Origin of the sequence: Trinickia sp. NRRL B-1857 (assembly GCF_050470685.1) — a bacterium.
Lineage (GTDB): Bacteria > Pseudomonadota > Gammaproteobacteria > Burkholderiales > Burkholderiaceae > Trinickia.
The window spans coordinates 1,957,318-1,974,782 of the sequence record NZ_JBFLUK010000011.1; the positions used below are offsets into that span (position 1 = coordinate 1,957,318).

Below are 17,465 nucleotides of genomic sequence, written 5' to 3' on the forward strand. Positions count from 1 at the left end.
CTTGGCCAAGGAGGCACATCGTGAGTGACACACGAGTTTTCGAAATTTTTCGCTACGATCCGGATCGCGACGCCAAGCCATACATGCAAGCGTATGAAATCGAAGTATCGCCGCATGACCGGATGTTGCTCGATGTGCTCGTCCGGCTTAAAGCACAGGATCAGACGCTAAGTTTTCGCCGCTCCTGCCGCGAAGGCGTGTGCGGCTCGGATGCCATGAACATCAACCGCAAAAATGGACTCGCTTGCGTCACTAACCTAAACGAACTCCCCCGCCACACGGTGTTGCGTCCGCTACCGGGATTGCCGGTCGTTCGCGATCTGATCGTCGACATGACCGCGTTCTTCAAGCAATACCATTCGATCAAACCATATTTGATCAACGACACGCCTACGCCTGAGCGGGAAAGGCATCAGACGCCCGAAGAACGCGATCAACTCGACGGCCTCTACGAGTGCATCCTATGCGCCTGCTGTTCCGGCGCGTGCCCTTCCTTCTGGTGGAATCCGGATAAATATGTTGGCCCCGCGGGGCTTCTACAAGCCTATCGCTTCCTCGTCGACTCACGCGACGAAGGCACGGGCGAGCGGCTCGACAATCTCGACGACCCGTATCGCCTCTTCCGCTGCCGGACCATATTGAACTGCACGGATGTTTGCCCCAAGGGCCTGAACCCGGCAAAGGCGATCGGCGAAATTCGCAGCATGCTTGCGCGCAGGGCTATCTAAGCGGCGTAGGGCAAAACCAACGGAGGTAGTCACTTATGGCAACACCAAAAGCAACACCAGGCGAGTTGATCGATGTCCGGCCGCTTGGCGATGGGTTGCGCGATTCGAAATCCATCACACTCGCACGCGCGGACCACCTTGAGGTCCTCCGGCTTGTGCTTCCGGCCGGCAAGCACATTCCCGAACATCGTGCGCCCGGAGAAATAACCGTGCAGTGCCTGGAAGGCGCGGTCAAATTCGGGAGCGGCGCGGGCGTGCGACTGATGCGCAGTGGAGACATGTTATTCCTGCTGGGAGGGGAAACCCATTGGCTCGAGGCCTTGGAAAATTCTTCCCTTCTCGTGACCTTATATCTCCCACACGACCGAAACAACTGATCCCAGGGGCCATCGTAGACTCCGGCAACCAAGCTGCCATTGTTACCAAGGCGCTGCACTTGTGGGCCATTGCCATGGGGCGCATGCGGAATCAGTCAGAGCACTTTCGGGTCGCCTCGGTAGGCGTGCGGGCATGAACGTCTTATCTGTACCGTCTTGCGTGGTCCCAGCATGCAGCTTCTCGGATTTTCCGCTCGCATACAGTTCGTTGAAGACGCTCTAGGCGTCGGTCTGCAAGACGCCCTCGAATCCCGCCAGATCGATTTGTAGATGGATGCCTTTACGGTCAGGCGAGTAGGCACTCGCCACCGATACCGACACAGAAGCGCGAGGCCGTTAATCATTTCGATAACCCGACCAACTCGGATCATCCGGACTATCGCTGCCGCAACCCGAGGACCCCAACGATTAACGATGGCGGGATCGACGGCTGCTTTGGCGATACCGTCTCTAGAACAGTTTCGTAGGATAAATAGACTTTGAGGTAGCTCATGCGCGTCGGCATGAGTCCGCTCTTTCAAAAAGTCAGGGGAACCGAAATGCTTCTAGCCTCACGGATGGAACACTCGCGCCGTTTCCAACACCCAACGCAGCCCGCACTAACACCGCTCTTCATCGCCCTCTCGTTCGCCATACCAGGAGTTGCCCTCGCAGCGGGACCTTTACCGCAAGGCGGTCATTTCGTCGCCGGCACCGGGTCGATGACCGGCAATTCCACATCGCTCACGATCAACCAAACATCCGCTCGCGGCATCGTCGACTGGAACAGTTTCTCGATCGGCAACGGCAACAGCGTCAGCATCAACAACGGTCCCGGCGCAACGCTGAACCGCGTCACCGGCGCCAATCCCTCGTCGATTCTCGGCGCACTCTCCGCGACGGGCAGTGTCTACCTCATCAATCCTCAAGGCATTGTCGTCGGCCAGAGCGGCGTCGTCTCCACCGGCGGGCGCTTCGTCGCGTCCACGCTCGATGTGGACAACACCGCGTTTATGAACGGCGGCGCACTGACGTTCTCGAGCCCTTTGGGCATTTACGACGGCACCGTCGTGAACCTCGGTAAGATCGCCTCGAGCGGCGGCGACGTATTGCTCATCTCCGGTAGCGAAGTCGATAACGTCGGCACCATCAGCGCTGCGCACGGAACGGCCGAGATTGCCGCGGGGCAACGCGTGCTCTTACAGGACTCCAGTACGGGCCAACAAGTTTTCGTCCAGAACGGCAGTGCCGGAAAGATCGTCAATCGCGGTACCGTCGAAGCCGCGCAGATCAGCCTGCAAGCGGCCGATGGCAACATTTTCGCGCTGGCCGGTAACCACTCCATCCTGCGCGCGACGGGCACCACCATGCGCGACGGTCATGTATGGCTCGTTGCCGATACAGGTAGAGTCTGGCTCGACGGCACCGTCGAAGCAAGGAACGCAACGGGCAGCGGCGGCACCGTCGATACGAACGCCGCAACGCTGCGGATCGCGGGCGGTCCGATCGTGAAGGCGAAGCAATGGAACATCACTACGCCGAACTTCACGATCGATGGTCTGGCTGCGCCGGTCTTCCAAAGCAACCTCGACCGCGGTACGTCGATCAACTTACAAACGACCGGTGCGGGCGGCACGAGCGGCGATATCGACGTGGTCTCGAGCATCCACTGGATCGGCACGGCATCGCTCACACTCGGCGCGTATCACTCGCTGACGATCGAAGCGGCCGCGAACCTTAGAAACTGCGGCAACGGCAATTTGACTCTACGCGCCGATGCGCAAGCAATCGATAACGGCGGCAGCATCGCAAACAAGGGCACCGTGGATTGGTCGACGAGTCATGGCATCGTCAGTCTGTTCTACGATATGAATGGCACCTATAGCCCGGGGAATCTGCTCACCAACAAGTCGTGGACCTCGCCGATCTACAGCGGACTCGTCACGCAAATCACGGGCTACCTGCTCGTCAATTCGCTGGCCGATCTGGAGCACGTCAACGCCAATTTGGCCGGGAACTATGCACTCGGCAGGGACATCGATGCGAGTTCGACAAGCGATGGCTCATACGTCCCGATCGGCAGTGGCAGTACGGCATTCACTGGCCAATTCGACGGACAGAGCCACACGATCAGATCGCTGACGATAGACGGGCTACCCACACAAACGGTGGGTATGTTCGCGTCCCTGGGCAAAACGGCGGTGGTGCGCGATCTCAACGTCAACGGCCACGCCACGATAAACTAGACCTCCGACGATATACCCACCTCGGGGACCGAGGGCATCTTGGCCGGGGAAAACGACGGGACCATCTTGCGCGTCAACACGTCCGGTATCGTCGACGCCGCAGGTTCGGCGCAAGGAGACATCACGACGGCCGGCGGACTCGTGGGCACGAACCGCGGCACCATACAACGCTCGTCGAGCAGCGCCGCGGTCACCACCGGCGGAAATTTGGGCGGGCTAGTCGGCGAGAATGACGGCGTGGTCAGTCAATCGTTTGCGTCGGGGCAGGTAACCGGCGGCGTGTATGGCGTGCTTGGGGGCATCAGCTTCGGCAGCCCCGGCGGCCTGGTCGGCACCAATTCCGGGACGATCACCCAATCTTATGCAACTGCTTCGGTATTCAACGGGTGCGGCGCATTCGCATGCACGAGCGGCGCCGCGCTCGTGTACAGCAACCAGGGGACGATCAGCCAGTCGTTCGCGAGCGGTGCAGTCACAAGTGCGGAGTCAGGGACAGGCAACGGAGCGTATGGCATCGCAGTGCAAAACGCCGGAACGATCGCGAACGACGTGTACTGGAACAGCAACACAACGGGTACCACGGTGGGTGTCGGCTACGGCACCCCTATTCCGGCGGCGAACGGGCTCACCACCGCTCAGATGGGCAACGCCGCAAGCTTCGTCGGTTGGAATTTCGGCCCTGGAGGCGATTGGGTCATGCCCGCCGGCGCGACACATCCCGTGCTTGCGTGGCAATTGAACCCAGTTGGCTCGCGTTAGAAATCTTTAGCCCTCCGCAGTCATTGAAGCGGAGGGTGTCGATCATGCATGGACGCAGCGACACGACCACTCGTCGGCAATCCGACAATGCACGGAATGGTTATGGTCAACACCTATACACCGAACGATAACCAGCGACCCGCACTGCACTCAGGGGTCGATACACGCATTAGCTACATTGACCGCTGGCGCCTGGTCCTATACGAATGACACGGTCGGAATGGATTCCATGGGTACGGCATTTGGTGCATGCCAGTTCATGCTATTCGAGGCGCAGGCGCGGCCGCCGCGGGATCAGGTGAAAATCGATTTCATCGATGTCAGGCCATACGCCGGTGAACTCATGTGCTTTGCTTTGCGATGCGGCGATAGCGACTTCAATCCCGACAACCCAAGTGAAACTTTCAGCGATATGCAGAGGGCGGGGAAACTGCAGATCAAATCGGGGCGCTTGCCGGCGTGGGGGGCTAATGCCTGTGCGAATACGCTGATCGTGGATCCCCCGTACTTCTGCCTTGATGGCGAAAACGTGCGGATGGAGGTAAGCGAGCCAGCCGACTACACGGGCTCCGGTGAACAACAGGCATTGCTGAAGGTCTCGGTCACCAACACACCACGAATTCGCGGATGCCACCGGTGTCGTCGCGCCGCCGGAATTGGCGAGACGGTATCCTGTCGGGCCGGACTGCCTCTCATCCCTCATTTCCGGCCGATATCTGTAGTGATATGGGTGCATGAAAGGGGGCCACCTCCGCCGTTCCGCCGGGTGCCCTGACTTCTCCAGGGAGCAGCATCATTATCTTATCGTAATGACGCCGTCATTACGCTTCTGTTATACTCCAGTCTTCTCCAGTTTTTCAGGGAGGCCTTTATGCCTACCCCACATGCCGTCGCTCCAAAGCGCGAGGCGCTCAACATGCGGATCACGTCCGACGAGCGTAATCTGATCGACCGGGCCGCTGCTGCTCGGGGCCAGACGCGTACCGACTTCATTCTCGCGGCAGCGCGCGCCGCGGCGGAGGAAACGCTTGTCGAGACGGCGCTCGTCCGGGCGGCACCCGAGGTCTTCGCCGAGTTCATGACGCGCCTCGATGCCGCGCCCGCGCCGAACGAGCGCCTCAAACGCACCATGCGCACCCCCCCACCCTGGGACGCTCCCGGCGGAGAGGCATGACGCTGCGCGCACCAGAACCCCTCCATAGCCACCATGTCCTCAAAGCCTTCGAGTCGGGCGAACCGAGCCTCGATGAATGGCTGAGGCGCCGCGCGCTCAAGAACCAAGCGAGCGGCGCCACGCGTACCTTCGTCGTCTGCGACGATGCGGGCGTGGTCGGCTACTACGCGCTCGCCTCGGGCGCCGTCGATGTCGACGCGGCGCCGGGCCGTTTCCGCCCCAACATGCCGGATCCTATACCTGTGATTGTGCTCGCACGGTTGGCCGTCGATCGCGCTTGGCAGGGCAAAGGCGTGGCTCGGGCGCTGATGCGCGATGCCGGCGCGCGCATCGTGCAGGCAGCGGACGTAATCGGGATACGCGGCGTCATCGCACACGCGCTCAACCAGGACGCGCACCGCTTCTATCTCGCGCTAGGCTTCGAGGTCTCGCCGCTTGCACCGATGACGGTCATGATAACGCTGGCGGACCTGAAGGCCGCGCTCTGATCCCTGGCGGACGACAGTTACTAGTCGCGCGAGGACGTTAGCTTGACTGTCTCAAGGTGCCCAATAAGGGCATCAATGAAAGCGCGGACCTTTGCTGACATGCTGCGGTGAGTCGGATACAGCGCGTGAAGCTCGATGGGTTCCCGTCTTAATGACGGAAGTACCCGAACCAAGGTACCTGCCGTCAAGGCGGGCGCTGCGAGGTAGCTTGGAAGAAAACCAATCCCGCCGCCGCCTTCAAGAACGATCTTCTGCGCAGCCGCGTCAGGAATGATTGCCCTACCCCGCGGCTGTATGGTCAATTCCGTTTGGCCATCCTGAAAGACCCAATTCGTGGGAGCCTCCCGAACGACGAGCCTATGTTCAAGAAGCTCAGTTGCCTCCAACGGAACGCCCGATCGCGACAGATAGGATGGACTTGCGCATAGCCACAATTCGACTGGTGGCAGTTTGCGAGCGATGAGCGACGAGTCAGGAAGTGTACCCACGCGCACCGCTACGTCGATACCTTCGCGCGCGATGTCGACGTAATTTGAGTCCGTGGTTAGCTCGACGGCCAACTCCGGATACCGGTCGAGAAATTCAGGCAGCATGGGCGCAATGAGTCCCTGTGCGAACGACTGCGTCGTGTTGATACGTAGCAGCCCGCGTGGCTCCCCCGCGTAACCATCGATGATCGCCTGCGCTTCCTGTAGGTCGTGAACTGCCCGCGACGCGTAGGGTAGTAGCAGTTTTCCCGCGTCGGTTAGCCGAAAGTGTCGTGTGGACCTGTCGAAGAGCGCCGAGCCAATCTCCGTCTCCAATCGTACGAGCGCCCGGCTTATGGACGATTTGGGGGACTTCAGCGTCCGTGCCGTACCGGAAAGGCTTCCGCTATCCGCTAATCGAAGAAATATGATGAGGTCGGCTTGGTCCATTTCGTGTCGTTTATCGGAACAGCGAGTCGCGATTTAGCTATCTTATATTCAAATTCGGAACGACCTAGACTCCTCCTCGACGACGTACACCGAGCGTCATAACGAACTGAGGGAGTCATGGAGAACGCACACACGAGCTATCTGGTCGCCGGCGCCGCCGGCAATCTGGGGCACCGAATCATCGATGCGTTACTCCGCACACGGCCCGCCGGAGAAATCCGTGCGGGAGTGCGCGGCAGTTCTAAAGGTAAGCACGCCCATCGTGCAAGCGGGTGGGTGGCGAACGGCGTAACCGTCGTCAATATGGACCTGGACGATCCGCTCAGCCTTGAGCACGCCTGTGCCGGCGTCGGTACCGTTATTTCAGCAGTTCAAGGTGGCCCGGACACCATTATTGATGGCCAGTCCCGTTTGCTCGAGGCAGCGCTCGCGGCGGACGTCGGGCGATTTGTCCCGTCTGACTTTTCCGAGAACCTGTTCTCGATTCCCGAAGGCATTAATCCTTACCTCGACATGCGGCGGACCTTCGATCGCAAGGTCGCCCCGAGCGGCATCGGCTATACGCACATCCTGAACGGTGGATTCATGGAGGCCGTGTTCTCCAACCCCGGCCTGATCGACGCCGAGGCGGGCACGATCACTTACTGGGGCGACGACGAGGCGCCTCTCGATTTCACCTCCATGAGCGACGTTGCAGCTTGGACAGCGGCTGCCATCGACGACCCGGCGACAGTTAATAGAACGGTTTCCGTAGCAGGCGACCGCCGCACCATTGCCCAGATTGCAGTCGACTACGCCGCCGCAACAGGAAAGGAGCTTCGTCGCGTGCGCCGAGGCTCGATCGCGGACGGATATGCCGAACTAAGGCGAATGGCGAAGGCTGGTGCACATCCGATGGCAATGCTGCCGCTTCAGTATCTGCTGCCGATGATGTCGGGCGAAGGGACTTTGCGCGAGGTCGCGAATGACCAATATCCGATAGTGCGGCCGACATCGCTCCTCGACTTCATGAAACGTCACTACGCAACCAAAGGTAGCAAGCGATGAGTATGAGGAAACCGTCACCGATTGCGATAAAACACGCGCTGTCTCCGGTTGCGCGACGCGAAGAGACCCAGGTCAGGAAGGTTGTTTAGGCGGCGGCACGGCGCCGATCTGAATGAAGACGTCGAGGGTATTGAGTTCGTCCCAATGCTCGACGAAACGTCCGTTTTCCACCCGCCAGATGTCGATCGAGCGCATGACGAACGGCTTGCCGGTCGCAGGGTAGCCGAGGAGGTTGCCGGTGTGCGTACCCTCATACCGGTAGCGACCGACCACGCGGGAACCATCGGCAGAGACAAAGACGTCTTCCGCGGTGACCTTCAGGTCGGGCACACCCGCGATAATGGCCCCAAGGACCTTCCTGGATCCTTCGAGTCCGGGTTCGGCGAAGGCGTTATGGTTCACATAGCTGGGCGCTTTGATCTCGTCGAGGCGCGACAGATCGTGGCTCGACATGATCTCGGCAAAGAGGTGGCCGAGCTTGGTCAGATCGATTGAGACTGAGGTTTCCATTTGTAATGGCTTCCGGTAGCTGGTTAGGGATTCATGCGCTGGAACGGCCGCACTGTGCTTGTTGAACCTAGCGAGACAAGATAAACTAGCAACGCTAGGACAATATTCTAGCAATGCTAGAATGTCAAGCGTGGGGGCGTTACGAGTGTGTGGCTTTCAAGGAGATCGAAGATTGGGTGTCGCTGAGCGCAAGGGTAAAGAACGGGCTGAACGTGAGCATCGCATTACAGAGGCGGCGCGCCTGATCGCGGAAAGCGAGGGTTGGAATGCCGTCACGATTCGCCGGTTGGCGGAGGAAATCGAATACAGCCAGCCCGTCCTCTATTCCCATTTCAAGAACAGGGACGCGATTGTTGCTGCTGTCGCCGTCGAGGGTTTTCGGGAAATCACGATGGCGCTTCATCAGGCAGCGCGCGCATCAACCGATCATCGTCATGCGTTCGAGAGCGTTGCCTTGGCTTATCTCGCCTTCGCGCGCGAACATCCGGCCCTCTACGAAGCCATGTTCACCCTCCCCACCGACTTACGCTTCGCAGAGGTCGAAACAAGGTCGGAACTAAAAAATGCCTTTGAGGCGCTTGCGGCGGTTATTTCGCCGTCAAGCGCCAATGTCGATGTGGCGACCGAGACGTTCTGGGCGGCGCTTCATGGGTTGGCCGAGCTAGAGCGCTCCGGCCGGATCAAAAGCAGCACGCGCATCGAACGGGTCGCATTAATTGTCCGCGGGCTATCCGGGTGGTGAACTTGAATCGCCGAGGTGAATCGCCCCGGGAATTGTGGAGGCCGGTTGGTTTAGATTGATGCCGGCACTGCGACTGCGTTACAGAGTCGCCGGTAGTAGTTTGCCTCCGCTTCGGCGGGCTGGATATAGCCGAGGAGTTCCATCAATCGATGATGATTGAACCAGCCCACCCACTCCTGCGTTGCCAGTTCAACGAATTCTCGCGTTTTCCAGGCGCGGCGATGAATCAGTTCAACCTTCCACAAGCCGTTGATCGTTTCAGCCAAGGCGTTGTCATAGCTGTTGCGCCAGTTGCCGACCGACGGTTCGATGCCCGCTTCGGCCAAGCGCTCGCTGTAGCGAATGCTGACGTATTGGCCAGCTTCAAAATCTCGTTGGCACGACGCAGTTCCTTCCTTTCGCGCTCCAGCACCTCGAGTCGCGCGCGCTCCGACATGCTCACACCCTCGCGTTCGCCGCTATCGACTTCTTCTCGTTTGACCCATCCAGGCAGCGTCTGGCTCGTGCAGCCGATCTTAGGTGCAATGGATTCGATCGCCGCCCACTGCGACGGATACTCGCCGCGATGCTCTCGCACCATGCGAACTGCATGCCCAAGTAGCTAAGCAGAAAACTTGTTCGACTTGTCCATAGTTCCATTCTGGTAAGAAGCCATTACGATGGAGACGCGGGTTGAACGGGATACCCGAGATCCGTCAGTCTTTTGAGCAGCCGCTTAACAGTCCCCTGCATGTCGTGCCGATTGAAGTAATCAGGGCCCAGGTCCTGGTATTCCACGCCGTTGCGAAGCATGTGCCACGCGGCAGTGAGCATGGACGCCGCAACAGCGACGATTGCTTTTTTGGCACCGCGCCGCGCTTCGATTAATTAATCTATCCTTTGAAACCGTGGTCGGACATTCTTGGGCAAAGTCGCCGATCGAACCCTCCCGGTCGCTGATGGTGTTCCTCTATCTCACCCGGCCGATCGATCGTGCCCTGCGGCGGCGCAGTCGAACAGCCACGCGATGAACGCGGCGAGGGGCCGGTCGTCCGGCGCTTCCCGATACAGGCAGTAAAACGGGGGGCCCTCCAGCTTCACCTCCGGAAAGAGTACCGTCAGGTGCCCGTTTGCAACCTCGTCCCGAACCACGGGACGCGGCGCCAGGCAGATACCCAGACCGCTCGTCGCCGCTTTAAGCATCAAGGCGAACTCGTCGTAAAAAAAGCCGCGCAGGGTCTCGCCAACCGGCACACCCGCTTGGTGAAACCAGTATTGCCATACCTGTGGCAGGCCCGCGTAGTGCAGCAGCGGTGCTCGAAGCAAATCGGACGGTGTCCGCAGCGTCTCCAACACCGGATGACCCGACGCGCAGACCGCCGCGGCGGCATTCGTCAGAAGCGGCCTGGACGCGAAACCCTTGCGCCGCAATTCCGGCGTATACCGCCGAATGATCACGTCGCTCGATTCATCGATGCGTTCGAGCTCCATGTCCGGGGTGGACACAAGCTCGACCTCGATACTGGGGTGCTGCACATGGAAGCGGCCCAGTTGCGGAAGCAACCAACCGTGTGCAAACGAGGAGGATGTGTTGACCCGAATCCGGTGCCGGTCAGAAGCATCGAACATCTGCTCCGTGGCATCGCTCAGGCGCCCGATACAGCTTGCAACGTCCACCAGGTAATGACGAGCCCGCAACGTTAGGCGCAGGGACCGCCCATCGCGCTCGAAGAGCTTCTGTCCAAGGAAAGACTCCAGCACGCGGATCTGTTGCGCGATTGCGCTCTGCGTGACATTCAATTCTTTGGCGGCAAGGGTAAGGCTATTCAGGCGCCCGGCGGCTTCAAAGCTGCGCAAGGCATTCAAAGGCGGTAGTCGGCGCATGGCGCAATGTCAAAGATCGGCTAAAGAGTCCGGAAGTATTTCTCGTTTGTTCGTACAGAGCCTAATCCCTATCATAAGCGGCACACAGCAGCCGGAGATGACAATCGTGCCAAGTCCACTCGAAACCTCGCAGTTCAGCACTGTTGCGACACGCCAAACGCCGTACGGCGCGGCCGCATGACGGCGGGCTGGACTAGGGCACGCACGCCAACGAGTGCCGGCATAAGCGATTGGATCGTCCGGGTAGGCGGGCAGCTGGTGCTGGTCGGGGCCACCTTGCTCCTGGCGGCATGTGCACAGCCGAACGAGCGTGAGACCGGCAGCGGTGGAACATTGGTGCGATACAGCTCGCGGCAAGTGAGCGTCGACCTGACCGAGGCCGAGCAACGGAGCTTGCAAAGCATGCGCGACCGCACCTTCGCGAATGCCGCGCCGAATAACGTGCTTGACGCTGTCGCCAAGGCGCTCGAGGAATTGGGATACGCGCCGGTGTCGGTCGACAAGGAGACGGGCCTGGTTGAGGCCGGTCGCAGTGCAACGCTCGTGCCGAAGTGGCGCGAGCTACTCCGGGGCGCACTCAAGAGCTACACCGGCATGTTTCCAGCCAAGCCGGACCACGAGCGCATTGCAGCAATCGTGACGGTTCGATCCGGTGCCGGCGAACAGTCGGCACTCGTGCGCGCGCGATTCGACAGGACGGTCTGGGATAGCAACGGTGATGCGCGCAAGAAGACTGTCTTGCAACGGGAGGTCTACGACGGCTTCTTCGCGAACGTGGAAAAGGCACTGTGTTCGACCACGTGTAAGAACTGCTGCAACGCTCGCCCGTGATCGTCCGCGCCTTCACTGAATTCGAGTCGACTCAAAAATATTTAACCGCGCGAAATCAAAGCAGTCAGATATTGATTTAAATCCCGAAAATCTTTAATAGTCCAAGGGTAAGGCGAGAGCTTTACACCATTCTCTCGCAAAGTTCTTGGAATCAAGTCTCCGTTTGGACGAAGTATGATCGACGACACAATGACGCCAGGATAATCACTGAGCCGCTTTTTGAAAGTTGATGTCGTAAGATCGGGCGTAGGCGGATTGCTCCTATTCGCAAGCGGCCCCGTTCCTTTGGCATCCGATCCATGGCACATGGCGCATCGCGCCAAGAAGATCCTTTTCCCATGGTCGCTATCCGCAACGGATAGCGATGCCCGAACAAACAAAGAAATCCCAAACAACACAATGAATAATATTTTCACTTTTTCACGGCTTTTTGTATAAATCAAATTCAAAAAAACATCACCCATACTCCGCCGACGCCAAAAACAACTATAACCAGCCAATCCTCGAAATGACTTGATTTTCCTGCTTCCGGCCGTGGCCCATGCTCCCTTTCAGACGCGAGCCACTCAATGAATCATGACACATTGCATTGCAGCGCCGCAATGAATCTCTTTTTGCGGTTGCGAACGGCCCTTGGCCTCGGTGCGGTATGTGACCTTGCGCGTATTGCTATCGCCCGTGAGCGCACGAACGAGCCTCGTGATCGCGGCCTCTTCGTCGGCGTCGAGTCCCGGTGCCGACGCCAGATACATGAACTCGATAGCCGCGTCAGGGGCAGCACTCCACAGCTTGGCTCCTTCCGGCAGTGCGCGATCATGGGTGGAGCGAATCGGAATGGGCTGCCATGCGCTACGGAGTCTGCTGCGAGTGCCGCTCCAAGATCGTGGCCAACTCGACATCCTCGTCATCGCTCGAGACGTGTCGGCTGCCGTTGGCGCCGACACATAGGTTCAAACCCGCTCCAGCACCAACGCGATTCCCTGCCCTACGCCGATGCACATCGTGCATAGCGCGTATCGCCCACCGGTACGCGCGAGTTGATACGTCGCCGTCGTCGCCAGCCGGGCACCGGACGCGCCGAGCGGATGCCCCAGCGCGATCGCCCCGCCGTTAGGGTTCAGTCGCTCATCGTCATCCCCGATCCCGAGCGCGCGCCCCACCGCCAACGCTTGAGCGGCGAACGCTTCGTTCAGCTCGATGACGTCCATTTGATCCAGCGTCAGCCCGGCAATACGCAGCACCTTGCGCACGGCATCGATCGGCCCAACGCCCATGATGCGCGGCGCGACGCCCGCCGTCGCCATCGCCACGACGCGAGCACGGGGCCGCAGGCCGAATCGAGCCGCGCTGCGCTCGTTCGCCAACAACAATGCGCACGCGCCGTCGTTCACGCCCGATGCATTGCCCGCCGTCACCGTGCCATCGGGCCGCACCACCCCCTTGAGCCTAGCGAGCGCCTCGAGCGTCGTCGCGCGCGGATGTTCGTCCATCGCCACCCAGAGCGGCTCCCCCTTCTTCTGCGCGACGGCAACCGGAACGATTTCCTCGGCAAAACGCCCACTCTCTTGCGCCGCCGCCGCACGCTGCTGGCTACGCAGCGCAAATCGATCTTGATCAGCGCGGCCGATCTCGAACTCGCTTGCCACGTTCTCCGCCGTTTCAGGCATCGAATCGACGCCATACATCGCGCGCATCGCGGGATTGACGAAACGCCAGCCGATCGTCGTGTCTTCGATCTTGGCCGCGCGGCTGAACGCGCTCTCCGCCTTGCCCATGACGAACGGCGCGCGGCTCATGCTTTCGACGCCGCCTGCGATCATCAGCTCGGTTTCGCCGCTCTTGATCGCTCGCGCCGCGATACCCAGCGCGTCGAGCCCCGACCCGCAAAGCCGGTTGACCGTGCTACCCGGCACCTCTTTGGGCAAACCGGCGAGCAGCGCCGCCATGCGTGCGACGTTTCGGTTGTCCTCCCCCGCCTGGTTCGCGCAGCCGAAAACGACGTCGTCGATCGCGTTCCAATCGACCGTGGCGTTGCGCTCGATCAGCGCTTTGATCGGCACCGCGCCCAAATCGTCGGCGCGCACCGATGCCAGTGCACCGCCGTAGCGACCGATCGGCGTTCGAATTGCGTCGCAGATAAAGGCGTTTTCCATCTCGGATCCTTAGCTTGGTGCCGGCACTCCGGCTTCAGGGTGATGACGTTCGATGGATCATCTTGGGGTTCGCGCGCCATCAGCGTCAAGTGCGGTTATCAGAATAGTGTGCGATTATCGACCATTTAAAGAGGCGATCAGGGCCGGCGGCTGCCGTCGGCGGCAAGCGCCGCGCGCGTAACGCACCTATCGCTATAATTCGCCCAGCTAAAGGAATTGCCATGAAACGAGCGAGCCGCCGCACCGAACCGGAAACACCAGAAGAAATTGCCGCGCATGCCGGCGGCGAACAGGAGAGCAACGAACCTGCGGCGGAATCGGCCCCGGCCGGCGATCCGAATTTCATGACCTCGCTCGAACGGGGCTTAGCCGTTCTCCAAGCGTTTTCGCAGGAGCGCCGGGTGCTGACGACGTCCCAGATCAGTCAGCGCACCGGTATTCCGCGCGCTGCCGTCAGACGGTGTCTTTACACGCTCGCGAAATTGGGTTTCGTGGCCGAGGAGGACAACCGCCTGTTTACGCTTCGTCCGCGCGTGTTGAAACTCGGCCACGCCTACCTCGCGACCACGCCGCTCGCTCACGCGGCACAGCCCGTGTTGCGCCATCTCAGTGCCACGCTGAACGAGTCGAGTTCGGTCGCCATTCTCGACGGCGATGAGATCCTGTACATCGCACGCGCATCGACTTCGCGCATCATGTCGATCGATCTTCACATCGGCAGCCGGCTGCCCGCCTATTGCACGTCGATGGGCCGCGTGCTGCTGGGGCAATTGAGCGCCGAGGCGCTCGACGCCTATCTAGATCGCACGAAACTCATTCAATACACGCCGCGTACGATCGTTTCCCGCGAGGGCTTGCGCGACACGATCGCTTCCGTGCGCACCAACGGGTATGCCCTCAACGATCAGGAATTGGAAATCGGCTTGCGCTCGATCGCCGTGCCGATTCATGGCGCCGAAGGGCGGGTGATCGCAGCGCTCAACGTCGGCGTGCAGGCGGCGCGCATGTCGCCGGCCGAAATGGAAAGCCGCATTTTGCCGGCGCTGCGCGAGAGCGCAGGGGAATTGGCGCTGCTCGCGCTCTGAAGTCGCCCCAAGCGGGCACGGCTAAGCGCCGGCCCGGAATGCACCTTGCCTTGAGTTATTTCAACGAATCGACGACGGATGACGCGCAAGCGCCGTCACCTGCATCGTCATGTAGGGGAATAACGGCAGCGCCGAAAGAATGCTGTGCAGTTCGTCGTGCGACTCGACGTCGAACACGCTGTAATTCGCATACTCGCCGACGATGCGATGCAACTGTTGCCACTTCCCCGCTCGCTGTAACTCCTGCGAATAAGCCCTTTCTCGTGCTTTGATTTCTTCCGCCTGTGCCTGCGGCATTTCGTGCGGCAGGTGCACGTCCATTCTTACCAGATACAGCATGCTGCCTCCTTCGAGAGTGATCGTTGGTATGTGGCCCGAGCGGTGCGCGCTTACGCGTCTTTGTCGCGGCGGTAAAAAGCAAGCTTCTCTTCGTCGATCTCCAGACCGAGCCCGGGGCCTTCGGGAAGATGGAGATCGAAGTCCCGATAGGCAGGGCGCGCCGTGACGATGTCGTCCTTGAGCAAGAGCGGCCCGAAGAGTTCGGTCCCCCACGACAGTTGCGACAACGCGCTAAATCCGTGCGCCGAGGCAACCGAGCCGATACTGCCCTCGAGCATCGTTCCGCCGTAAAGCTGCACGCCCGCCGCGTCGGCGACGGCTGCGGTCCGCATCATGGCGTAGATGCCCCCGGCCTTCGCGATCTTCAGCGCGAACACATCCGCGCAGGCATCGCGCGCGAGTTCGAGGGCATCTTCGGGACCGGTGATGCCCTCGTCGGCCATGATGGGCACGATGAACCGCGCGGCAAGCCGCGCCAGCGCCCCGCGATGCTCGCGGGGAGTCGGTTGTTCGATGAGGTCGATACCGGCGGCTTCCAGCGAAGCGATGCCCGACGCCGCGTCGATTTCGCTCCACGCTTGATTCACGTCCACTGTCACCTTCGCACGGTCGCCGAGCGCGGCTTTGATTTTCGACACGTGCGCCACGTCTTCGCGAACGCTACGACGGCCGATCTTCAACTTGAAGGTATGGTGGCGGCGTTCCGCGAGGAGCATCTCGGCTTCCTCGATATCGCGATCGGTATCGCCGCTGGCGAGCGTCCACAGCACCGGCAACGTCTTGCGCACCGCCCCGCCGAGCAGCGTCGAGACGGGCACGCCGAGCCGTTTGCCTTGCGCATCGAGCAGCGCGGTTTCGATGCCGGACTTGGCGAAGCGATTGCCACGCGCCGCCTTGTTCAGCTTGAGCATGGCGGCGTTGATGTTAGTCGCGTCGTGTCCGGCCAGCGCGGGCGCCAAGTACCGGTCGATGGTCAGCTTGATGCCTTCGGGGCTCTCTTCCCCATAGGACAACCCGCCGATCGTCGTGGCCTCGCCGATGCCCTCGATGCCGTCGCTCGAGCGCAGGCGGACGATCACCATGGTTTGTTGCCGCATCGTCGCCATGGAGAGCTGATGCGCGCGAATGGTCGGAAGATCGACCAAGATCGCTTCGACGGATGTTACTTGGGCGTTCATACCTGAAATGACGAAGTGGGTGGGTTGCAGCAGTATTGCCCGCCAGTTCTGCGCCTGTCCAAGACCATCGATGTCTGATGCGATACCTACTAGGTATGGGACTTCTATCGCCGCCTATCGTCCCTTGTCGGTGCGCGGCTGGTAGGGGATCCGCTCTTCCTCATACAAACGGTAGACGAGCTCCAGCATTTCCTTGATGTCGCGCGACTCGTCCATCGCGCGCATGCTCATGATGATCGGGGAGACGAGCGTCGGATCGTCGAGCTCCATGTAGCTCACGTCGTCGCGCTTCAGACCGTACACACTGCTCGGCACGACCGAAATGCCCTCGCCCGCCGCGACCAGCCCGAGCGCGATCTGCAATTCGCGGACTTCGTAGATGCGCCGAGGCGTGAGCGCTCGGTCCTGGAATGCCGCGAGGACTTGGTCCGCATAGCTCGGCCGCGGAGACTGAGGAAAAATGATGAGCGTCTCGTTGACGAGTTCGCGAAGCGACAGCGCGGGCTTGGCGAGCGAAAGCGCATGACCGACAGGAAGCGCGACGATCAATTTTTCTTCGCGCAGAATCACGCGGCGAATGTTCGGGTCCTCATGCCGGATGCGGCCGAAGCCCACGTCGATGCGGCCGTCTTTGAGCGCGCGCAACTGGTCCATCGTCGACATCTCGTGCAGACTCAGTTCGACCGTCGCGTTCTCGTCGCGAAAGCGGCGAATGATCTTCGGCAGCATGCCGTAAAGCGTCGAACCGACGAAGCCCACCGACAAACTGCGTTCGATGTTGCCGACGCGCCTCGTCATCGATTCCAACTCGCTCGTCTGCGCGATCAACTGCACCGCATGCGAGTAAAAGAACTTACCCGTCTCCGTCAGCTTCAAGGGCCGCGAGTTTCGCTCGAACAACTGCACGCCGAGCAATTCCTCGAGCTGTTGTATCTGCCGGCTCAACGGCGGCTGGGCAATGTGAAGCCGCTGCGCCGCGCGCGTGAAGTTGCGCTCCTCGGCAACCGCTACGAAGTAGCGAAGATGTCGCAACTCCATCTCAATACCTC

19 protein-coding genes and 4 pseudogenes are annotated in these 17,465 nt (G+C 60.4%); 11 read left to right on the top strand and 12 right to left on the bottom strand.

All coding sequences use genetic code 11. The features are described from left to right. Positions 1 to 20 precede the first annotated feature (20 nt). Positions 21 to 728: a succinate dehydrogenase/fumarate reductase iron-sulfur subunit gene (locus AB1286_RS29000; protein ID WP_430366641.1), complete on the top strand. Its 708-nt coding sequence runs from the start codon at positions 21 to 23 to the stop codon at positions 726 to 728. A 35-nt stretch (positions 729 to 763) separates the two neighbouring features. Then, positions 764 to 1,105: a cupin domain-containing protein gene (locus AB1286_RS29005; protein WP_430366642.1), complete on the top strand. Its 342-nt coding sequence runs from the start codon at positions 764 to 766 to the stop codon at positions 1,103 to 1,105. Between the two features lie 145 nt (positions 1,106 to 1,250). On the opposite strand, the pseudogene AB1286_RS29010 reads toward AB1286_RS29005, so the two are convergent. Beyond that, positions 1,251 to 1,414, bottom strand: a pseudogene (locus AB1286_RS29010) (IS66 family transposase); the annotation flags it as partial. Positions 1,415 to 1,662: 248 nt separating this feature from the next. On the opposite strand from AB1286_RS29010, the gene AB1286_RS29015 reads away from it, so the two are divergent. The 5 genes from AB1286_RS29015 (at position 1,663) to AB1286_RS29035 (ending at position 5,751) form a co-directional block, all read left to right on the top strand. Continuing rightward, positions 1,663 to 3,330, top strand: coding sequence for a filamentous hemagglutinin N-terminal domain-containing protein (locus tag AB1286_RS29015; RefSeq protein WP_430367355.1), 1,668 nt, complete (start codon positions 1,663 to 1,665; stop codon positions 3,328 to 3,330). A 39-nt stretch (positions 3,331 to 3,369) separates the two neighbouring features. Continuing rightward, positions 3,370 to 4,089: a hypothetical protein gene (locus AB1286_RS29020; protein WP_430366643.1), complete on the top strand. Its 720-nt coding sequence runs from the start codon at positions 3,370 to 3,372 to the stop codon at positions 4,087 to 4,089. A gap of 229 nt (positions 4,090 to 4,318) precedes the next feature. Continuing rightward, positions 4,319 to 4,864: a hypothetical protein gene (locus AB1286_RS29025; RefSeq protein ID WP_430366644.1), complete on the top strand. Its 546-nt coding sequence runs from the start codon at positions 4,319 to 4,321 to the stop codon at positions 4,862 to 4,864. 96 nt (positions 4,865 to 4,960) lie between these two features. Then, complete coding sequence (locus AB1286_RS29030) at positions 4,961 to 5,263, top strand: DUF1778 domain-containing protein (RefSeq protein ID WP_430366645.1); 303 nt, start codon at positions 4,961 to 4,963, stop codon at positions 5,261 to 5,263. Continuing rightward, positions 5,260 to 5,751: an N-acetyltransferase family protein gene (locus AB1286_RS29035; RefSeq protein ID WP_430366646.1), complete on the top strand. Its 492-nt coding sequence runs from the start codon at positions 5,260 to 5,262 to the stop codon at positions 5,749 to 5,751. Before AB1286_RS29030 ends, AB1286_RS29035 begins: the two co-directional genes overlap by 4 nt. 20 nt (positions 5,752 to 5,771) lie before the next feature. Here the strand turns inward: AB1286_RS29035 and AB1286_RS29040 are convergent, their stop codons facing one another. Further along, a complete protein-coding gene (locus tag AB1286_RS29040) occupies positions 5,772 to 6,668 on the bottom strand; it encodes a LysR substrate-binding domain-containing protein (RefSeq protein WP_430366647.1) in 897 nt (298 codons plus the stop codon). A 117-nt stretch (positions 6,669 to 6,785) separates the two neighbouring features. On the opposite strand from AB1286_RS29040, the gene AB1286_RS29045 reads away from it, so the two are divergent. Next, on the top strand, positions 6,786 to 7,715 hold the full coding sequence (locus AB1286_RS29045; RefSeq protein ID WP_430366648.1) for an NmrA family NAD(P)-binding protein: 930 nt from the start codon (positions 6,786 to 6,788) through the stop codon (positions 7,713 to 7,715). A gap of 72 nt (positions 7,716 to 7,787) precedes the next feature. On the opposite strand, the gene AB1286_RS29050 is transcribed toward AB1286_RS29045, so the two are convergent. Then, entirely contained in the window at positions 7,788 to 8,225 is a 438-nt protein-coding gene (locus tag AB1286_RS29050; RefSeq protein WP_430366649.1) for an ester cyclase, read from the bottom strand. A gap of 172 nt (positions 8,226 to 8,397) precedes the next feature. Here AB1286_RS29050 and AB1286_RS29055 point away from each other — a divergent pair, with 172 nt between their 5' ends. Beyond that, positions 8,398 to 8,967, top strand: a complete 570-nt coding sequence (locus AB1286_RS29055) for a TetR/AcrR family transcriptional regulator (protein WP_430366650.1) — start codon at positions 8,398 to 8,400, stop codon at positions 8,965 to 8,967. Positions 8,968 to 9,017: 50 nt separating this feature from the next. Here AB1286_RS29055 and AB1286_RS29060 read toward each other — a convergent pair. The 3 genes and pseudogenes from AB1286_RS29060 to AB1286_RS29070 all read right to left on the bottom strand — a co-directional run bounded on the left by AB1286_RS29060 (position 9,018) and on the right by AB1286_RS29070 (position 10,812). Then, positions 9,018 to 9,547, bottom strand: a pseudogene (locus tag AB1286_RS29060) (integrase core domain-containing protein). A gap of 74 nt (positions 9,548 to 9,621) precedes the next feature. Continuing rightward, positions 9,622 to 9,831 (bottom strand): annotated as a pseudogene (locus AB1286_RS29065) (IS110 family transposase); the annotation flags it as partial. A gap of 90 nt (positions 9,832 to 9,921) precedes the next feature. Continuing rightward, complete coding sequence (locus tag AB1286_RS29070) at positions 9,922 to 10,812, bottom strand: LysR substrate-binding domain-containing protein (protein WP_430366651.1); 891 nt, start codon at positions 10,810 to 10,812, stop codon at positions 9,922 to 9,924. Between the two features lie 354 nt (positions 10,813 to 11,166). Between AB1286_RS29070 and AB1286_RS29075 the strand changes: the two genes are divergently transcribed. Then, positions 11,167 to 11,661 (top strand): hypothetical protein, encoded by a 495-nt coding sequence (locus AB1286_RS29075; protein ID WP_430366652.1) that lies wholly within the window; start codon positions 11,167 to 11,169, stop codon positions 11,659 to 11,661. Between the two features lie 41 nt (positions 11,662 to 11,702). On the opposite strand, the gene AB1286_RS29080 is transcribed toward AB1286_RS29075, so the two are convergent. The 3 genes and pseudogenes from AB1286_RS29080 to pcaF form a co-directional block, all read right to left on the bottom strand. Then, complete coding sequence (locus tag AB1286_RS29080) at positions 11,703 to 12,077, bottom strand: c-type cytochrome (RefSeq protein WP_430367356.1); 375 nt, start codon at positions 12,075 to 12,077, stop codon at positions 11,703 to 11,705. 219 nt (positions 12,078 to 12,296) lie between these two features. Next, a pseudogene (locus AB1286_RS29085) lies at positions 12,297 to 12,434 on the bottom strand (acetylornithine deacetylase); the annotation flags it as partial. Between the two features lie 177 nt (positions 12,435 to 12,611). Beyond that, positions 12,612 to 13,814 (bottom strand): 3-oxoadipyl-CoA thiolase, encoded by a 1,203-nt coding sequence (pcaF, locus tag AB1286_RS29090; protein ID WP_430366653.1) that lies wholly within the window; start codon positions 13,812 to 13,814, stop codon positions 12,612 to 12,614. Positions 13,815 to 14,035: 221 nt separating this feature from the next. Between pcaF and AB1286_RS29095 the strand changes: the two genes are divergently transcribed. Further along, positions 14,036 to 14,899: an IclR family transcriptional regulator domain-containing protein gene (locus AB1286_RS29095; RefSeq protein ID WP_430366654.1), complete on the top strand. Its 864-nt coding sequence runs from the start codon at positions 14,036 to 14,038 to the stop codon at positions 14,897 to 14,899. Positions 14,900 to 14,959: 60 nt separating this feature from the next. On the opposite strand, the gene catC is transcribed toward AB1286_RS29095, so the two are convergent. The 3 genes from catC to AB1286_RS29110 all read right to left on the bottom strand — a co-directional run bounded on the left by catC (position 14,960) and on the right by AB1286_RS29110 (position 17,454). Further along, entirely contained in the window at positions 14,960 to 15,238 is a 279-nt protein-coding gene (gene catC / locus AB1286_RS29100; RefSeq protein WP_430366655.1) for a muconolactone Delta-isomerase, read from the bottom strand. A gap of 50 nt (positions 15,239 to 15,288) precedes the next feature. Further along, positions 15,289 to 16,416: a muconate/chloromuconate family cycloisomerase gene (locus AB1286_RS29105; RefSeq protein WP_430366656.1), complete on the bottom strand. Its 1,128-nt coding sequence runs from the start codon at positions 16,414 to 16,416 to the stop codon at positions 15,289 to 15,291. 114 nt (positions 16,417 to 16,530) lie between these two features. Then, positions 16,531 to 17,454 carry a LysR family transcriptional regulator gene (locus AB1286_RS29110; protein WP_430366657.1) on the bottom strand — a complete coding sequence of 308 codons (924 nt, stop codon included), beginning with the start codon at positions 17,452 to 17,454 and terminating at the stop codon, positions 16,531 to 16,533. Between the last annotated feature and the right edge of the window lie 11 nt (positions 17,455 to 17,465).

Excerpts from the sequence above, each read along its gene's own strand:
- AB1286_RS29040 (WP_430366647.1), bottom strand. The coding sequence starts at position 6,668 with ATGGACCAAGCCGACCTCATCATATTTCTTCGATTAGCGGATAGCGGA.
- AB1286_RS29095 (WP_430366654.1), top strand. The coding sequence starts at position 14,036 with ATGAAACGAGCGAGCCGCCGCACCGAACCGGAAACACCAGAAGAAATT.
- AB1286_RS29045 (WP_430366648.1), top strand. The coding sequence starts at position 6,786 with ATGGAGAACGCACACACGAGCTATCTGGTCGCCGGCGCCGCCGGCAAT.
- AB1286_RS29015 (WP_430367355.1), top strand. The coding sequence starts at position 1,663 with ATGGAACACTCGCGCCGTTTCCAACACCCAACGCAGCCCGCACTAACA.
- AB1286_RS29035 (WP_430366646.1), top strand. The coding sequence starts at position 5,260 with ATGACGCTGCGCGCACCAGAACCCCTCCATAGCCACCATGTCCTCAAA.
- catC (WP_430366655.1), bottom strand. The coding sequence starts at position 15,238 with ATGCTGTATCTGGTAAGAATGGACGTGCACCTGCCGCACGAAATGCCG.
- AB1286_RS29105 (WP_430366656.1), bottom strand. The coding sequence starts at position 16,416 with ATGAACGCCCAAGTAACATCCGTCGAAGCGATCTTGGTCGATCTTCCG.
- AB1286_RS29005 (WP_430366642.1), top strand. The coding sequence starts at position 764 with ATGGCAACACCAAAAGCAACACCAGGCGAGTTGATCGATGTCCGGCCG.
- AB1286_RS29110 (WP_430366657.1), bottom strand. The coding sequence starts at position 17,454 with ATGGAGTTGCGACATCTTCGCTACTTCGTAGCGGTTGCCGAGGAGCGC.
- pcaF (WP_430366653.1), bottom strand. The coding sequence starts at position 13,814 with ATGGAAAACGCCTTTATCTGCGACGCAATTCGAACGCCGATCGGTCGC.
- AB1286_RS29025 (WP_430366644.1), top strand. The coding sequence starts at position 4,319 with ATGGGTACGGCATTTGGTGCATGCCAGTTCATGCTATTCGAGGCGCAG.
- AB1286_RS29030 (WP_430366645.1), top strand. The coding sequence starts at position 4,961 with ATGCCTACCCCACATGCCGTCGCTCCAAAGCGCGAGGCGCTCAACATG.
- AB1286_RS29050 (WP_430366649.1), bottom strand. The coding sequence starts at position 8,225 with ATGGAAACCTCAGTCTCAATCGATCTGACCAAGCTCGGCCACCTCTTT.